Source organism: Pseudoroseicyclus aestuarii (genome assembly GCF_003217255.1).
Lineage (GTDB): Bacteria > Pseudomonadota > Alphaproteobacteria > Rhodobacterales > Rhodobacteraceae > Pseudoroseicyclus > Pseudoroseicyclus aestuarii.
Genome location: NZ_QJTE01000002.1, coordinates 844,182 through 857,691 on the forward strand (window position 1 = coordinate 844,182; position 13,510 = coordinate 857,691).

At 65.4% G+C, this 13,510-nt stretch carries 24 protein-coding genes; 23 read left to right on the plus strand and 1 reads right to left on the minus strand.

Annotation, left to right across the window (positions count from 1 at the left end; genetic code table 11):
• Positions 1-209 precede the first annotated feature (209 nt).
• The 20 genes from rpsJ (at position 210) to rpmD (ending at position 9,500) form a co-directional block, all read left to right on the plus strand.
• Positions 210-524 carry a 30S ribosomal protein S10 gene (gene rpsJ, locus DFP88_RS08910; RefSeq protein ID WP_110814062.1) on the plus strand — a complete coding sequence of 105 codons (315 nt, stop codon included), beginning with the start codon at positions 210-212 and terminating at the stop codon, positions 522-524.
• 14 nt (positions 525-538) lie between these two features.
• Positions 539-1,390 carry a 50S ribosomal protein L3 gene (gene rplC, locus DFP88_RS08915; RefSeq protein ID WP_110814063.1) on the plus strand — a complete coding sequence of 284 codons (852 nt, stop codon included), beginning with the start codon at positions 539-541 and terminating at the stop codon, positions 1,388-1,390.
• Complete coding sequence (gene rplD / locus DFP88_RS08920) at positions 1,380-1,997, plus strand: 50S ribosomal protein L4 (RefSeq protein WP_110814064.1); 618 nt, start codon at positions 1,380-1,382, stop codon at positions 1,995-1,997. Before rplC ends, rplD begins: the two co-directional genes overlap by 11 nt.
• The gene (locus DFP88_RS08925; RefSeq protein ID WP_110814065.1) at positions 1,994-2,290 is read left to right on the plus strand and encodes a 50S ribosomal protein L23; all 297 of its coding nucleotides are present in this window, start codon (positions 1,994-1,996) and stop codon (positions 2,288-2,290) included. The genes rplD and DFP88_RS08925 overlap by 4 nt, the downstream gene beginning before the upstream one ends.
• Before the next feature lie 129 nt (positions 2,291-2,419).
• On the plus strand, positions 2,420-3,262 hold the full coding sequence (rplB, locus tag DFP88_RS08930; protein ID WP_110814066.1) for a 50S ribosomal protein L2: 843 nt from the start codon (positions 2,420-2,422) through the stop codon (positions 3,260-3,262).
• A gap of 1 nt (position 3,263) precedes the next feature.
• Positions 3,264-3,542, plus strand: a complete 279-nt coding sequence (gene rpsS / locus DFP88_RS08935; protein WP_110814067.1) for a 30S ribosomal protein S19 — start codon at positions 3,264-3,266, stop codon at positions 3,540-3,542.
• Positions 3,543-3,545: 3 nt separating this feature from the next.
• Positions 3,546-3,926 carry a 50S ribosomal protein L22 gene (gene rplV, locus DFP88_RS08940; protein WP_110814068.1) on the plus strand — a complete coding sequence of 127 codons (381 nt, stop codon included), beginning with the start codon at positions 3,546-3,548 and terminating at the stop codon, positions 3,924-3,926.
• Positions 3,926-4,642, plus strand: a complete 717-nt coding sequence (gene rpsC, locus DFP88_RS08945) for a 30S ribosomal protein S3 (RefSeq protein WP_110814069.1) — start codon at positions 3,926-3,928, stop codon at positions 4,640-4,642. Before rplV ends, rpsC begins: the two co-directional genes overlap by 1 nt.
• A 12-nt stretch (positions 4,643-4,654) precedes the next feature.
• Entirely contained in the window at positions 4,655-5,068 is a 414-nt protein-coding gene (rplP, locus tag DFP88_RS08950; protein WP_110814070.1) for a 50S ribosomal protein L16, read from the plus strand.
• Between the two features lie 240 nt (positions 5,069-5,308).
• On the plus strand, positions 5,309-5,539 hold the full coding sequence (gene rpmC / locus DFP88_RS08955; protein WP_110814071.1) for a 50S ribosomal protein L29: 231 nt from the start codon (positions 5,309-5,311) through the stop codon (positions 5,537-5,539).
• A 2-nt stretch (positions 5,540-5,541) separates the two neighbouring features.
• A complete protein-coding gene (gene rpsQ / locus DFP88_RS08960; RefSeq protein ID WP_110814072.1) occupies positions 5,542-5,775 on the plus strand; it encodes a 30S ribosomal protein S17 in 234 nt (77 codons plus the stop codon).
• 73 nt (positions 5,776-5,848) lie between these two features.
• Positions 5,849-6,217: a 50S ribosomal protein L14 gene (gene rplN, locus DFP88_RS08965; RefSeq protein WP_110814073.1), complete on the plus strand. Its 369-nt coding sequence runs from the start codon at positions 5,849-5,851 to the stop codon at positions 6,215-6,217.
• The gene (gene rplX, locus DFP88_RS08970; protein WP_110814074.1) at positions 6,217-6,522 is read left to right on the plus strand and encodes a 50S ribosomal protein L24; all 306 of its coding nucleotides are present in this window, start codon (positions 6,217-6,219) and stop codon (positions 6,520-6,522) included. Before rplN ends, rplX begins: the two co-directional genes overlap by 1 nt.
• A complete protein-coding gene (gene rplE / locus DFP88_RS08975; RefSeq protein WP_110814075.1) occupies positions 6,522-7,085 on the plus strand; it encodes a 50S ribosomal protein L5 in 564 nt (187 codons plus the stop codon). The genes rplX and rplE overlap by 1 nt, the downstream gene beginning before the upstream one ends.
• Positions 7,086-7,104: 19 nt before the next feature.
• Entirely contained in the window at positions 7,105-7,410 is a 306-nt protein-coding gene (gene rpsN / locus DFP88_RS08980) for a 30S ribosomal protein S14 (protein WP_110814076.1), read from the plus strand.
• Positions 7,411-7,423: 13 nt separating this feature from the next.
• A complete protein-coding gene (gene rpsH / locus DFP88_RS08985; RefSeq protein ID WP_110814077.1) occupies positions 7,424-7,816 on the plus strand; it encodes a 30S ribosomal protein S8 in 393 nt (130 codons plus the stop codon).
• A gap of 10 nt (positions 7,817-7,826) precedes the next feature.
• Positions 7,827-8,360: a 50S ribosomal protein L6 gene (rplF, locus tag DFP88_RS08990; protein WP_110814078.1), complete on the plus strand. Its 534-nt coding sequence runs from the start codon at positions 7,827-7,829 to the stop codon at positions 8,358-8,360.
• Positions 8,361-8,371: 11 nt separating this feature from the next.
• Positions 8,372-8,731, plus strand: coding sequence for a 50S ribosomal protein L18 (gene rplR / locus DFP88_RS08995; protein WP_110814079.1), 360 nt, complete (start codon positions 8,372-8,374; stop codon positions 8,729-8,731).
• Between the two features lie 10 nt (positions 8,732-8,741).
• Positions 8,742-9,311, plus strand: a complete 570-nt coding sequence (rpsE, locus tag DFP88_RS09000) for a 30S ribosomal protein S5 (protein WP_110814080.1) — start codon at positions 8,742-8,744, stop codon at positions 9,309-9,311.
• Between the two features lie 3 nt (positions 9,312-9,314).
• Complete coding sequence (gene rpmD, locus DFP88_RS09005) at positions 9,315-9,500, plus strand: 50S ribosomal protein L30 (protein ID WP_110814081.1); 186 nt, start codon at positions 9,315-9,317, stop codon at positions 9,498-9,500.
• 81 nt (positions 9,501-9,581) lie between these two features.
• On the opposite strand, the gene DFP88_RS09010 is transcribed toward rpmD, so the two are convergent.
• The gene (locus DFP88_RS09010; protein ID WP_110814082.1) at positions 9,582-10,589 is read right to left on the minus strand and encodes a zinc-dependent alcohol dehydrogenase family protein; all 1,008 of its coding nucleotides are present in this window, start codon (positions 10,587-10,589) and stop codon (positions 9,582-9,584) included.
• A gap of 240 nt (positions 10,590-10,829) precedes the next feature.
• Between DFP88_RS09010 and rplO the strand changes: the two genes are divergently transcribed.
• From rplO to DFP88_RS09025, 3 genes are all read left to right on the plus strand, one after another.
• Positions 10,830-11,306, plus strand: coding sequence for a 50S ribosomal protein L15 (gene rplO, locus DFP88_RS09015; RefSeq protein WP_110814083.1), 477 nt, complete (start codon positions 10,830-10,832; stop codon positions 11,304-11,306).
• Positions 11,307-11,422: 116 nt separating this feature from the next.
• Positions 11,423-12,799 carry a preprotein translocase subunit SecY gene (secY, locus tag DFP88_RS09020; RefSeq protein WP_110814084.1) on the plus strand — a complete coding sequence of 459 codons (1,377 nt, stop codon included), beginning with the start codon at positions 11,423-11,425 and terminating at the stop codon, positions 12,797-12,799.
• Positions 12,796-13,452, plus strand: a complete 657-nt coding sequence (locus DFP88_RS09025) for an adenylate kinase (protein ID WP_110814085.1) — start codon at positions 12,796-12,798, stop codon at positions 13,450-13,452. The genes secY and DFP88_RS09025 overlap by 4 nt, the downstream gene beginning before the upstream one ends.
• Positions 13,453-13,510: the final 58 nt, after the last annotated feature.

Here is a 13,510-nt window from a genome sequence, read left to right on the forward strand (position 1 = left end):
TTCGCCATCCGTGAAGGCGGCCGCACCGTCGGCGCCGGCGTCGTCGCCAAGATCATCGAGTGATGAACCGGTAGGGCGCGGCCAAGGCCGCGCTCTGTGTCACGGGGCGGGCCTTCGGGCCCGCCTTACGGTTTGAAGACGGGGCTTACGTGGGCGGGGCAATTCCGCCCGTCCACCTCTGGGACCCCAACCCTTGAAGGGAAACGTCAATGGCCTCGCAAAGCCAGAATATCCGGATCCGTCTCAAGGCGTTCGACTACCGCGTCCTGGACGCGTCGACGCATGAGATCGTGCAGACCGCCAAGCGCACCGGCGCCTCGGTCCGCGGCCCGATCCCGCTGCCGAACAAGATCGAGAAGTTCACCGTTCTGCGTGGACCTCACATCGACAAGAAATCCCGCGACCAGTTCGAGATCCGCACGCACAAGCGTCTGCTCGACATCGTGGACCCGACCCCGCAGACGGTGGACGCGCTGATGAAGCTCGACCTCGCCGCCGGCGTGGATGTCGAGATCAAGGTCTGAGGAGGGCGATAGAGATGCTGCGCTCCGGAGTGATCGCTAAGAAGGTGGGCATGACCCGCTTGTTTCTGGAAGACGGGAAGCAGGTTCCCGTGACTGTCCTGCAGCTTGACGGCTGCCAGGTCGTGGCCCAGCGCACGGTCGAGAAGGATGGCTATTCCGCCGTTCAGCTCGGGTCCGGCCGCGCCAAGGCCAAGCGCGTGACGCAGCCCCTGCGGGGCATGTATTCCGCGGTGAAGATCGAGCCCAAGCGCAAGCTGGCCGAATTCCGCGTCGCGCCCGAGAACCTGATCGAAGTGGGCGAGGAGATCATCGCCGCCCACTACTTCGAAGGCCAATACGTCGACGTGTCCGGCACCTCGATCGGTAAGGGCTTCGCCGGTGCCATGAAGCGGCACAACTTCGGCGGCCTGCGCGCCACGCACGGTGTGTCGATCAGCCACCGTTCGCACGGCTCGACCGGCCAGTGTCAGGACCCCGGCAAGGTGTTCAAGGGCAAGAAGATGGCCGGCCACATGGGCGCTGCCCGCGTGACCACGCAGAACCTGCAGGTCGTCCGCACCGACATCGACCGCGGCCTGATCATGGTGAAGGGCGCCGTGCCCGGATCCAAGGGTGGCTGGGTCACCGTCAAGGACGCCGTGAAGAAGCCGCTGGCCGAGCACGTCGTGTTCCCGGCGGCGCTGAAGAGCCACGCCGAGGAAGCCAAGCGCGCCGCCGAAGAGGCTGCCGCCCAGGCCGCTGCCGAGGAAGAAGCCGCCGCGAAGGCCGCGGCCGAAGCCGAACAGGCCGCGATCGAAGAGGCCGAGGCCGAAGAGGCGCAACAGGCCGACAACGGCGAGAACGGAGGCGAGAAAAATGAAGGCTGACGTCCTCAAGCTGGATGGCGCGACTGCCGGTTCCGTTGATCTCGACGACGAGATCTTCGGCCTGGAGCCGCGTGCCGACATCCTTCACCGCGTCGTGCGCTGGCAGCGTGCGCGGGCCCAGCAGGGCACGCACTCGACGCTGGGCCGGTCCGAGGTGAGCTACTCGACCAAGAAGATCTACCGTCAGAAGGGAACCGGCGGCGCTCGCCACGGCTCCAAGAAGGCGCCGATCTTCCGTCACGGTGGTACCTACAAGGGCCCGACCCCGCGGAGCCACGAGCACGACCTGCCGAAGAAGTTCCGCAAGCTGGGCCTGCGCCACGCGCTGTCCGCCAAGGCCAAAGCCGGCGAGCTGGTGATCCTCGAGGACACCGCCTCGGAGGGCAAGACCTCGGCCCTGGCCAAGCAGATCACCTCGCTCGGCTGGAAGAAGGCGCTGGTCATCGACGGAGCCCAGACCAACGAGGGCTTCGTTCAGGCCGCGCGCAACATCGCCAACCTGGACGTGCTCCCCTCCATGGGTGCCAACGTCTACGACATCCTGCGCTCCGGCACGCTCGTCGTGACCCGCGCCGGTGTCGAAGCCCTGGAGGCCCGACTGAAATGAGCGCGAAGCCCGAGCACTACGACGTGATCCGCAAGCCGATCATCACCGAAAAGGCGACCATGGCCTCCGAGGCCAATGCCGTCGTCTTCGAGGTGGCCTCGGATGCGAACAAGCCGCAGATCAAGGAAGCCGTCGAGGCGCTGTTCGGCGTCAAGGTGAAGGCGGTTAACACCGTCATCACCAAGGGCAAGACCAAGCGGTTCCGCGGCCAGCCGGGCACCCGGTCGGACGTGAAGAAGGCCTATGTCACCCTCGTCGAGGGCAACACCATTGACGTGACCACGGGTCTTTAATAACGAAGCCCATCGCTGCGGCCCCGGACGAGTTCCGGGGCCGCGGTTTTCGTCGGGGACCTTCGGGGCCCTTTGGAAGAACCGGGCCGGCACGAGGTCGCGCCCGCAAAGCAACGGAAGACAGAAAGCATGGCACTCAAGTCGTACAAGCCGACGACGCCTGGCCAGCGCGGGCTGGTGCTGATCGACCGTTCGGAGCTTTGGAAAGGACGCCCTGTCAAGTCCCTCACCGAGGGTCTGAGCAAGCATGGCGGCCGGAACAACACCGGACGGATCACCTCTCGGCGTCGTGGCGGCGGGGCAAAGCGCCTCTACCGCATCGTCGATTTCAAGCGCACGAAGTTCGACGTCTCGGGCGTGGTCGCGCGGATCGAATACGATCCCAACCGCACCGCCTTCATCGCGCTGATCGCCTATGAAGATGGCGAGCAGGCCTACATCCTGGCGCCGCAGCGCATCGCCATCGGCGACAAGGTCGTGGCCGCCAAGCGCGCCGACATCAAGCCCGGCAACGCGATGCCCTTCTCGGGCATGCCGATCGGGACGATCGTCCACAACATCGAGCTGAAGCCCGGCAAGGGCGGCCAGATCGCGCGCGCCGCGGGCACCTATGCCCAGTTCGTCGGTCGCGACGGCGGCTATGCCCAGATCCGCCTGTCCTCGGGCGAGCTGCGCATGGTCCGGCAGGAGTGCATGGCCACCATCGGTGCCGTGTCGAACGCCGACCACAGCAACCAGAACCTCGGCAAGGCCGGCCGCACCCGCCACTTCGGCAAGCGGCCCAGCGTCCGCGGTGTCGCGATGAACCCGATCGACCACCCGCATGGTGGTGGTGAGGGTCGCACCTCCGGCGGCCGGACCCCGGTCACGCCCTGGGGCAAGGACACCAAGGGTCGCCGTACCCGTGACAAGAACAAGGCGTCGTCGAAGATGATTCTCCGCTCGCGCCACGCCCGCAAGAAAGGCCGCTGATATGGCTCGTTCCGTTTGGAAAGGCCCGTTCGTCGACGCCTACGTCCTGAAGAAGGCCGAGGCGACGCGAGAGAGCGGGCGCAAGGAAGTGATCAAGATCTGGTCGCGCCGCAGCACCATCCTGCCGCAGTTCGTCGGCCTCACCTTCGGCGTCTACAACGGTCACAAGCACGTCCCCGTGCTCGTCTCCGAAGAGATGATCGGCCAGAAGTTCGGCGAGTACGCGCCGACCCGGACCTACTACGGTCATGCGGCCGACAAGAAAGCGAAGCGGAAATAAGCCATGAGCAAGGAAAAGAACCCGCGCCGCGTGGCCGATAACGAAGCGATGGCCAAGATCCGGATGCTTCGTACCAGCCCGCAGAAACTGAACCTCGTCGCCGCCTTGATCCGCGGCAAGAAGGTCGAGACCGCTCTGAACGATCTCACCTTCTCGAAGAAGCGGATCGCGATCGACGTGAAGAAGTGCCTGCAATCGGCGATCGCGAATGCCGAGAACAACCACAACCTCGACGTCGACGAGCTTGTCGTCGCCGAGGCCTGGGTCGGCAAGAACCTGGTGATGAAGCGGGGCCGTCCGCGGGCTCGTGGTCGTTTCGGCCGCATCGTCAAGCCGTTCTCGGAGATCACCATCAAGGTCCGGCAAAACGAGGAGCAAGTCTGATGGGTAACAAGGTCAATCCCGTCGGCATGCGGCTTCAGGTCAACCGGACCTGGGACAGCCGCTGGTACGCCGACACGAAGGACTATGGCGATCTTCTTCTCGAAGATCTCGCCATCAAGGAATTCATCAAGAAAGAGTGCAAGGCCGCCGGCATCAGCCGCGTGATCATCGAGCGTCCGCACCGCAAGTGCCGCGTCACGATCCACGCTGCCCGCCCCGGTGTCATCATCGGCAAGAAGGGCGCGGACATCGAGACGCTGCGTCGCAAGCTATCGAACCTGACCTCGAGCGAGCTGCACCTCAACATCGTCGAGGTGCGCAAGCCCGAGCTCGACGCCGCTCTGGTGGGTGAGAGCATCGCCCAGCAGCTCGAGCGTCGTGTCGGCTTCCGCCGTGCGATGAAGCGGGCCGTGCAGAACTCGATGCGCATGGGTGCCCTGGGTATCCGGATCAACCTCGCGGGCCGCCTCGGCGGCGCCGAGATTGCCCGGACCGAATGGTACCGCGAGGGCCGCGTGCCCCTGCACACCCTGCGTGCCGACATCGATTACGCCCTGAGCGAGGCGATGACGCCCTACGGCATCATCGGGATCAAGGTCTGGATCTTCAAAGGCGAGATCATGGAGCACGATCCCCAGGCGCGCGAGCGCAAGCAGGCCGAGCTGCAGGAAGGCCCCGTGCCGCGTGGCGCCGGTGGCCGGCGCGGCGACCGGTAAGGAGATTGAACGATGCTTCAACCGAAACGCACGAAATTCCGCAAGCAGCACAAGGGCCGCATCCACGGTGAGGCCAAGGGCGGCTTCAACCTGGACTTCGGCACCTATGGCCTGAAGGCCACCCAGCCCGAGCGCATCACGGCGCGTCAGATCGAGGCCGCCCGCCGCGCTCTGACCCGCCACATGAAGCGTCAGGGTCGTGTCTGGATCCGTATCTTCCCGGACGTGCCCGTCTCGTCCAAGCCCACCGAGGTCCGGATGGGTAAGGGTAAGGGTTCGGTCGATTTCTGGGCCGCCAAGGTCAAGCCCGGCCGGATCATGTTCGAGATCGATGGCGTCAGCGAAGAGGTCGCGCGCGAGGCCCTGCGCCTGGCCGCGATGAAGCTGCCGATCAAGACCCGGACCGTGGTCCGCGAAGACTGGTAACTCAGTCCCGCAGATGATCTTCGAAGGCCCCGCCGGACCATCCGGCGGGGCCTTTGCTTTCCGGGCAGGGGCCGCAGACAGCCCGAATTCGAGGCGAATTGCGGCCATTCCCCTGCGACGCCTTGCCATGCGCGGCCTCAGCCGCTATTAGGCGCGCTCATCCCATCTCCATCGGGAATCAGGGTGACCCCGCAGCAACGGGCGGGGGCCCTCCGGTGATGTTGCAGAAAGGAACAGGCCATGGCGCTCGCCGCCAATGATCTGCGCGATAAATCCCCCGACCAGCTGCGCGAGCAGCTCGTCGATCTCAAGAAGGAAGCGTTCAACCTGCGCTTCCAGCAGGCCACCGGCCAGCTCGAGAACACCGCCCGCATGCGCATCGTCCGTCGTGACGTCGCCCGGGTGAAAACCATCCTGAGCCAGAAGGCGGCCGAAGCCGCCACCGGCTCTGACGCCAGCACGGAGGCCTGATCATGCCGAAGCGTATCCTTCAGGGCACCGTCACCTCGAACAAGAACCCGCAGACCCTCACGGTCTCGGTCGAGCGTCGCTTCACGCACCCGGTGCTGAAGAAGACGATCCGGAAATCGAAGAAGTACCACGCCCACGACGAGGTCGGGTCCTTCAATGTCGGCGACAAGGTGAGCATTCAGGAATGCGCGCCCAAGTCCAAGACGAAACGCTGGGAAGTGATCGCCACCGCCTGATGGCGGTCACATCCGGTTTTACGAAACCCTGGGGGTCATAATGAGAACAGCCCCCAAAGGTCGGGAGTAACCCATGATCCAGATGCAGACTAATCTGGATGTCGCTGACAACTCTGGCGCTCGCCGAGTTCAGTGCATCAAGGTCCTCGGCGGCTCGCACCGCCGGTACGCTTCCGTCGGCGACATCATCGTGGTGTCGGTGAAGGAAGCGATCCCGCGGGGCCGCGTGAAGAAGGGCGATGTCCGCAAGGCCGTCGTCGTGCGCACCGCCAAGGAAGTGCGCCGTGAGGATGGCACCGCCATCCGCTTCGATCGCAATGCCGCCGTGATCCTCAACAACAACGGTGAGCCGGTTGGCACCCGTATCTTTGGCCCGGTCGTGCGCGAGCTTCGGGGCAAGAGCTTCATGAAGATCATTTCGCTCGCGCCGGAGGTGCTCTGATGGCTGCGAAGCTGAAGAAGGGCGATAAGGTCGTCGTGCTTGCCGGCAAGGACAAGGGCAAGCAGGGCGAGATCCAGACCGTCGATCCCAAGGCCGGCAAGGCCGTGGTCGAAGGGCTGAACATCGCCATCCGCCACATGAAGCAAAGCCAGTCGAACCAGGGCGGCCGCCAGTCGAAGGCGATGCCGATCGACCTGTCGAACCTGGCCATCGTCGATGCCAACGGCAAGGCAACCCGTGTCGGCTTCCGCGTGGAAGACGGCAAGAAGGTCCGCTTTGCCAAGACGACAGGGGACGTGATCTGATGCTGGACACCGCCACCTATACCCCCCGTCTGCGGACGGAATTCCGGGACCGCGTCAAAGGCGCGCTCAAGGAAGAGTTCGGCTACAAGAACGAGATGCAGATCCCGCGTCTCGACAAGATCGTGCTGAACATCGGCTGCGGCTCCGAAGCCGTGCGCGACTCCAAGAAGGCCAAGTCGGCTCAGGACGACCTGACCACGATCGCCGGTCAGAAGGCCGTCGTCACGCTGGCTAAGAAGTCCATCGCCGGCTTCCGCGTCCGTGAGCAGATGCCCCTGGGCGCCAAGGTCACGCTGCGCGGCGACCGGATGTACGAATTCCTGGACCGCCTGATCACCGTGGCCATGCCCCGTATCCGCGACTTCCGCGGCGTCTCGGGCAAGAGCTTCGACGGCCGCGGCAACTACGCCACGGGTCTGAAAGAGCACATCGTTTTCCCCGAGATCAACTTCGACAAGGTCGATGAAGTCTGGGGGATGGACATCGTCATCTGCACCACCGCGAAGACCGACGCGGAAGCGAAGGCGCTGCTGAAGCATTTCAACATGCCGTTCAACAGCTGATCGCGGGAAGGGAAAAGATATGGCCAAGAAATCCATGATCGAACGCGAGAAGAAGCGTCAGCGCCTGGTCGAGCAGTATGCCGCCAAGCGTGCCGCGCTGAAAGAAACCGCGAACGACAAGTCGCTGTCCGTGGAAGAGCGCTTCAAGGCGAACCTCAAGCTCGCCGAGCTGCCGCGCAACTCCTCGCCGACGCGCCTGCACAACCGCTGCCAGCTTACGGGGCGTCCGCACGCCTACTATCGCAAGCTCAAGCTGAGCCGGATCATGCTTCGGAACCTCGGTTCCAACGGGGAAATCCCCGGCATGGTCAAGTCGAGCTGGTAAGGGAGGGTTAGAGATGAACGATCCCATCGGGGATATGCTGACCCGTATCCGCAACGCGCAGCTGCGCGGCAAGCAGAACGTGTCCACGCCCGCCTCCAAGCTGCGGGCCTGGGTTCTGGATGTGCTCGCCGACGAAGGCTACATCCGTGGTTACGAGAAGGGCGCCGACAAGAACGGCCACCCGACCCTCGAAATCGCCCTGCGCTACTACGAAGGCACGCCCGTCATCCGTGAGGTGAAGCGCGTGTCCAAGCCCGGCCGCCGCGTCTACATGAGCGCGTCCGACCTTCCCAGCCCGCGTCAGGGCCTTGGCGTGTCGATCGTTTCGACCCCCAAGGGCGTGATGTCGGACCAGAGTGCCCGCGCCGCCAACGTCGGTGGCGAAGTGCTCTGCACCGTATTCTGAGGAGGCCAGAATGTCTCGTATCGGAAAAAGACCGGTTGCTCTCCCCTCTGGCGTCACCGCAGAGGTCAAGGGCCAGACCCTCGACGTGAAGGGGCCGAAAGGCACCCGCAGCTTCACGGCGACCGACGATGTGACCCTGACCGTCGAAGACGACGGCATCAAGGTGACGCCGCGCGGCCTGTCCAAGCGGTCGCGTCAGCAGTGGGGCATGTCCCGCACGCAGATCGAGAACTGCGTGACGGGCGTCACCGAGGGCTTCAAGAAGACGCTGGAAATCCAGGGCGTGGGTTACCGGGCGCAGATGCAGGGCAACACCCTGAAGCTGGCGCTCGGCTACAGCCACGACGTGGACTTCACGGTGCCTGATGGGATCACCATCACCGCGCCGCGTCCGACCGAAGTTGTGATCGAGGGTATCGATCAGCAGCGTGTCGGCCAGGTCGCGTCCGACATCCGCGATTGGCGGCGTCCCGAACCCTACAAGGGCAAGGGCATCCGCTATCAGGGCGAATTCATCTTCCGTAAGGAAGGCAAGAAGAAGTAAGGACGCGATAAATGGCTATCAGCAAAAGGGACCTGTTCCTGAAGCGCCGTCAGCGCGTCCGGAGCAAGCTGCGCAAGGTGAACGCGGGGCGTCCGCGCCTGTCGGTTCACCGCAGCAACAAGAACATCAGCGTGCAGCTGATCGACGACCTGAACGGGGTGACCCTGGCTTCGGCCTCGACCCTCGAGAAGGACCTCGGCATCCTCGGCAAGAACAATGTCGAGGCGGCCGCGAAGGTCGGCGCCACCATCGCCGAGCGGGCGAAGAAGGCCGGCATCGAGGCCGCCTACTTCGACCGCGGCGGCTTCCTGTATCACGGCAGCATCAAGGCCCTGGCCGATGCGGCACGTGATGCCGGGCTGAAGATCTGAGGAGACGGATATGGCAGAGCGTGATAATCGCCGTCGCGACCGCGACGAGAACCCCGAATTCGCCGACCGCCTCGTCGCGATCAACCGGGTGTCCAAGACCGTGAAAGGGGGCAAGCGCTTCGGCTTTGCCGCTCTCGTGGTCGTGGGTGACCAGAAGGGCCGCGTCGGCTTCGGCAAGGGCAAGGCCAAGGAGGTCCCCGAGGCCATCCGCAAGGCCACGGAGCAGGCGCGTCGCAGCCTGATCCGCGTCCCCCTGCGCGAGGGGCGGACCCTGCATCACGACGTCTACGGCCGCCACGGCGCCGGTCGCGTCGTCATGCGGACCGCGCCCGCCGGTACCGGCATCATCGCCGGTGGCCCGATGCGTGCCGTCTTCGAGATGCTGGGCCTGCATGACGTCGTGGCGAAGAGCCTCGGCTCGCAGAACCCCTACAACATGATCCGCGCCACGCTCGACGGTCTCCGGGCCGAGCAGAGCCCGCGGTCGGTTGCCCAGCGTCGTGGCAAGAAGGTCGCCGACATCCTGCCCAAGCGGGACGAAGCGGCCTCCGAGTCCACCCAAGTGGCTGAGGAGGCGTAAGGCATGGCAACGATCGTCGTGAAGCAGATCGGCTCGCCGATCCGCCGCCCCGAGGTCCAGCGCAAGACGCTGATCGGCCTGGGCCTGAACAAGATGCACAAGACTCGCGAGCTTGAGGATACCCCCTCGGTCCGTGGCATGGTCGCCAAGATCCCGCATCTGGTCGAGATCATCGAAGAGCGCGGCTAAGCCGCCCCTTCGCACCGAACAAGAGAAAGGCCCCGGAGCATCGCTCCGGGGCCTTTTTCGTTTCCAAGGCGGGGCAGGGGCCTAGAAGCTGAGGGTGATCTTGCCGAAGTGGGCCCCGGATTCCTCGTGCCGGAAGGCATCGGCGATCTCATCCAGCGCGAAACTGCGGTCGAGCACGGGACGCAGGCCCGTGGCCTCCATCGCGCGGACCATGTCCTGCTGGTGGCTGCGGCTGCCGACGACAAGACCCTGCAGCACCTGCTGCTTGCGCATGAGGTTCACTGTCGGCACCTCGCCCTTCACGCCGGTAAGGACGCCGATCAGGGCCATGTGGCCGCCGATCCGGCAGGCGTGGATCGAGTTGCGCAATGTCGCGGGGCCGCCGACCTCGACGACGATATCGACGCCGCGTCCGCCGGTCATGCCGGCGATGGTCTTGCCCCAGTTCTCGTCCGTCTTGTAGTTCACGACGCCCGCGGCGCCCATCTCCGTCAGGCGGGCGAGCTTCTCGTCCGAGGAGGAGGTCGCGAAGACACGGGCACCCATGGCCCGGGCGATCTGCAGCGCGTAGATCGACACGCCGCCGGTGCCCAGGACCAGCACGTCGTCGCCGGGCTTGATCCCGGCATCGACTACCAGCGCGCGCCAGGCGGTCAGACTGGCGCAGGTCAGCGTCGCGGCCTCTTCGTGGCTCCAGCCCTCGGGGGCCTTGGTGAACCAGCTGGCGGGGCGCACGACGAGCTCGCGCGCATAGCCGTCGATGCCGTCGCCGGGCGTCTCGGAGAAGTCGCTGACCTTCGGCTCCCCGCTTTCCCACTTGGGGAAGAAACAGGAGACGACATTGTCGCCCGCGGCGAATTCGGTCACGCCCTCGCCCACGGCCTCGACGACGCCGGCGCCGTCGGACATCGGGATGCGCCCGTCCTCCGCCGGCATGGTGCCCGAGACCACGCCGTAGTCATGGAAGTTGAGAGAGCTGGCGTGGATACGAACCCTGATCTCGCCGGGGCCGGGATCGCCCGGATCCTCCATCTCGGTCACCGCCAGACGGTCCAGCCCGCCGGGCGCCTGTAGCTTGATCGCCTTCATTCTGCGTTCCTCTGTCATCGTTGCCGGGGAGCGGTGCCCTCTGCCCATGACCTAGGCATGATGGGGCGCGCATCAAATGGCATCGACGCAGCGGCAGGCCGAGGGGGCCGGATCGCTTGCACGGCGCGCGGCAAGCGTGTATCTGCCGCCGGTGGCCCCGTCCGGGGCGACTCAACCACCTGCAAAGCCGTGTTCGGCCGCTCCCGTCGCTGGGGGCCGCATCCGGCAAGGAGAAGCGACATGAAACTGAACGAACTGCGCGACAATCCCGGCGCCACCAAGAAGGCGATGCGCGTTGGCCGTGGCCCCGGCTCCGGCAAGGGCAAGATGGGCGGCCGTGGTATCAAGGGTCAGAAGTCCCGCTCGGGCGTCGCGATCAAGGGCTACGAGGGCGGCCAGATGCCGCTCTACCAGCGTCTGCCCAAGCGCGGCTTCAACAAGCCGAACCGCAAGGAATTCGCCGTCGTGAACCTGGGCCTGATCCAGAAGTTCATCGACGCCGGCAAGCTGGGCAGCGAGATCACCGAGAACGAGCTGGTCGACAGCGGCCTCGTGCGCCGCAAGCGCGACGGCATCCGCGTTCTGGCCAAGGGTGACTTCACTGCCAAGGCCTCGATCACCGTCACCGGCGCCTCGAAGGGCGCTGTCGAGGCGGTCGAGAAGGCCGGCGGCAGCCTGACCGTCACCGGCGCCCCCGAGGCGGCCGCGGCCGAGTGAGCCATCTGAGGCGATCGCTTGCTCTCGTAGCCTGCGCCGCTTAGATCGTTAGGTGTTCTTCCTCGCGCCGCCGGCCGGACACGGTCCGGCGGCGCTGACATGACAGAGAGCCGGCTATGGCATCAGCAGCAGAACAGATGGCGTCCAACATGAGCTGGGGCGCCTTCGGCAAGGCGACCGAGCTTCGGCAGCGCATCCTCTTCACCATCGGTCTTCTGATGGTCTACCGGCTTGGCACCTACATCCCGGTTCCCGGGATCGACGGCGCCTCTCTCCGGGAGTTCATGGAAGGGGCGGCCTCGGGCCTCGGCGGCGTGCTGTCGATGTTCACCGGCGGCGCGCTGGGGCGGATGGGCATCTTCGCCCTCGGCATCATGCCCTATATCTCGGCCTCGATCATCGTGCAGCTCATGGCTTCGATGTACGAGCCGCTCAAGCAGCTGAAGAAAGAGGGCGACGCCGGCCGCAAGAAGATTAACCAGTACACGCGCTACGGCACCGTGCTGCTGGCGACCTTCCAGGCCTACGGCCTTGCCGCCAGCCTCGAGGCGGGCAACCTCGTGGCCGATCCCGGCTGGTTCTTCCGCATTTCCTGCATGATCACGCTGGTCGGCGGCACCATGTTCCTGATGTGGCTGGGCGAGCAGATCACCGCCCGCGGCATCGGCAACGGCATCAGCCTGATCATCTTCGTCGGCATCGTGGCCGAGCTTCCGGCCGCCGCGGCGCAGTTCCTCAGCCAAGGCCGCTCCGGCGCCATCGGGCCTGCGACCATCATCGGGGTGATCCTGCTGGTGATCGCGGTGCTGACCTTCGTGGTCTTCATGGAGCGCAGCCTGCGCAAGATCCACATCCAGTATCCCCGCCGCCAGGTGGGCATGAAGATGTACGACGGCGGCTCCTCGCATCTGCCGATGAAGGTGAACCCGGCCGGCGTGATCCCGGCGATCTTCGCCAGCGCCCTCCTGTTGCTGCCGACCACGATCTCGACCTTCTCGGGCGAGACGACGGGCCCGGTGCTGTCGACGCTGCTGGCGCTCTTCGGTCGCGGGCAGCCGCTCTACGTGCTGTTCTTCGGCGCGATGATCGTCTTCTTCACTTATTTCTACACCAAGGAAGTCGCCTTCAAATCCGAGGATGTCGCCGACAACCTCAAGAACCAGAACGGCTTCATTCCCGGCATCCGTCCGGGCAAGCGGACGGCGGAATACCTCGACTACGTGTTGAACCGCATCCTCGTCCTGGGGTCGGCCTATCTCGCGCTGGTGGCGCTTCTGCCCGAGATCCTGCGCAACGCGATGGCGATCCCGATCTACTTCGGCGGCACCTCGATCCTGATCGTCGTCTCGGTCGGCATGGACACGATCCAGCAGGTCCAAAGCCACCTGCTCGCGCATCAGTACGAGGGTCTGATCGAGAAGTCGCAGCTGCGCGGCAAGCGCGGCGCGGCGGGCAAGGGCAAGCAGCGGACTAGGGGGCCGGCGCGGCGATGAACATCATTCTTCTGGGCCCGCCGGGAGCGGGGAAGGGGACCCAGGCACGGCGCCTCGTCGAGGAGCGGGGCATGGTGCAGCTCTCGACCGGCGACATGCTGCGGGCCGCGCGCACCAGCGGCACCGAGATGGGCAACAAGGTCGCCGAGGTCATGGACCAAGGGCATCTCGTCACTGACGAGATCGTCATCGGCCTGATCCGCGAGCACCTCTCGGCTCTGAAGGGCGCCGGCGCGATCTTCGACGGCTTCCCGCGCACCCTCGCGCAGGCCGACGCCCTCGAGGCGCTGCTCGAGGACATGGGACAGCGTATCGACCACGTGATCGAGATGCGGGTCGAGGACGAGGTTCTCGTCGGCCGGATCACCGGGCGCGCCACCTGCGCGCAATGCGGCGACGTCTATCACGACGTGACGCGGCCGATCCCGACGGACGGTCATTGCACGACCTGCGGCGGGACGGAGTTCAAGCGCCGCGCCGACGACAATGCCGAAAGCCTGCGCACGCGGCTGCTGACCTACTACAAGCAGACCTCGCCGCTTGTCGGTTATTACCACGTGAAGGGCACCCTGCGCTCGATCGACGCGCTGGCCGAGATCGGGACCGTCGGCGACGAGATCGCCGCCGTGCTGAAAGAGCCCGAAAAGGTGTGACCGCCTTTGCCGCCACCCGGCGGCAGGCGGAAACGCGCTTGGGTCTTGACGCGGGGCG

Excerpts from the sequence above, each read along its gene's own strand:
- DFP88_RS09025 (WP_110814085.1), top strand. The coding sequence starts at position 12,796 with ATGAACATCATTCTTCTGGGCCCGCCGGGAGCGGGGAAGGGGACCCAG.
- DFP88_RS08925 (WP_110814065.1), top strand. The coding sequence starts at position 1,994 with ATGAGCGCGAAGCCCGAGCACTACGACGTGATCCGCAAGCCGATCATC.
- secY (WP_110814084.1), top strand. The coding sequence starts at position 11,423 with ATGGCATCAGCAGCAGAACAGATGGCGTCCAACATGAGCTGGGGCGCC.
- rpmC (WP_110814071.1), top strand. The coding sequence starts at position 5,309 with ATGGCGCTCGCCGCCAATGATCTGCGCGATAAATCCCCCGACCAGCTG.
- rpsQ (WP_110814072.1), top strand. The coding sequence starts at position 5,542 with ATGCCGAAGCGTATCCTTCAGGGCACCGTCACCTCGAACAAGAACCCG.
- rplC (WP_110814063.1), top strand. The coding sequence starts at position 539 with ATGCTGCGCTCCGGAGTGATCGCTAAGAAGGTGGGCATGACCCGCTTG.
- rplV (WP_110814068.1), top strand. The coding sequence starts at position 3,546 with ATGAGCAAGGAAAAGAACCCGCGCCGCGTGGCCGATAACGAAGCGATG.
- rpmD (WP_110814081.1), top strand. The coding sequence starts at position 9,315 with ATGGCAACGATCGTCGTGAAGCAGATCGGCTCGCCGATCCGCCGCCCC.
- rpsS (WP_110814067.1), top strand. The coding sequence starts at position 3,264 with ATGGCTCGTTCCGTTTGGAAAGGCCCGTTCGTCGACGCCTACGTCCTG.
- rplF (WP_110814078.1), top strand. The coding sequence starts at position 7,827 with ATGTCTCGTATCGGAAAAAGACCGGTTGCTCTCCCCTCTGGCGTCACC.
- rplD (WP_110814064.1), top strand. The coding sequence starts at position 1,380 with ATGAAGGCTGACGTCCTCAAGCTGGATGGCGCGACTGCCGGTTCCGTT.
- rpsJ (WP_110814062.1), top strand. The coding sequence starts at position 210 with ATGGCCTCGCAAAGCCAGAATATCCGGATCCGTCTCAAGGCGTTCGAC.
- DFP88_RS09010 (WP_110814082.1), bottom strand. The coding sequence starts at position 10,589 with ATGAAGGCGATCAAGCTACAGGCGCCCGGCGGGCTGGACCGTCTGGCG.
- rplB (WP_110814066.1), top strand. The coding sequence starts at position 2,420 with ATGGCACTCAAGTCGTACAAGCCGACGACGCCTGGCCAGCGCGGGCTG.
- rplR (WP_110814079.1), top strand. The coding sequence starts at position 8,372 with ATGGCTATCAGCAAAAGGGACCTGTTCCTGAAGCGCCGTCAGCGCGTC.
- rplO (WP_110814083.1), top strand. The coding sequence starts at position 10,830 with ATGAAACTGAACGAACTGCGCGACAATCCCGGCGCCACCAAGAAGGCG.
- rplP (WP_110814070.1), top strand. The coding sequence starts at position 4,655 with ATGCTTCAACCGAAACGCACGAAATTCCGCAAGCAGCACAAGGGCCGC.
- rpsC (WP_110814069.1), top strand. The coding sequence starts at position 3,926 with ATGGGTAACAAGGTCAATCCCGTCGGCATGCGGCTTCAGGTCAACCGG.
- rpsH (WP_110814077.1), top strand. The coding sequence starts at position 7,424 with ATGAACGATCCCATCGGGGATATGCTGACCCGTATCCGCAACGCGCAG.
- rplX (WP_110814074.1), top strand. The coding sequence starts at position 6,217 with ATGGCTGCGAAGCTGAAGAAGGGCGATAAGGTCGTCGTGCTTGCCGGC.
- rplN (WP_110814073.1), top strand. The coding sequence starts at position 5,849 with ATGATCCAGATGCAGACTAATCTGGATGTCGCTGACAACTCTGGCGCT.
- rplE (WP_110814075.1), top strand. The coding sequence starts at position 6,522 with ATGCTGGACACCGCCACCTATACCCCCCGTCTGCGGACGGAATTCCGG.
- rpsE (WP_110814080.1), top strand. The coding sequence starts at position 8,742 with ATGGCAGAGCGTGATAATCGCCGTCGCGACCGCGACGAGAACCCCGAA.
- rpsN (WP_110814076.1), top strand. The coding sequence starts at position 7,105 with ATGGCCAAGAAATCCATGATCGAACGCGAGAAGAAGCGTCAGCGCCTG.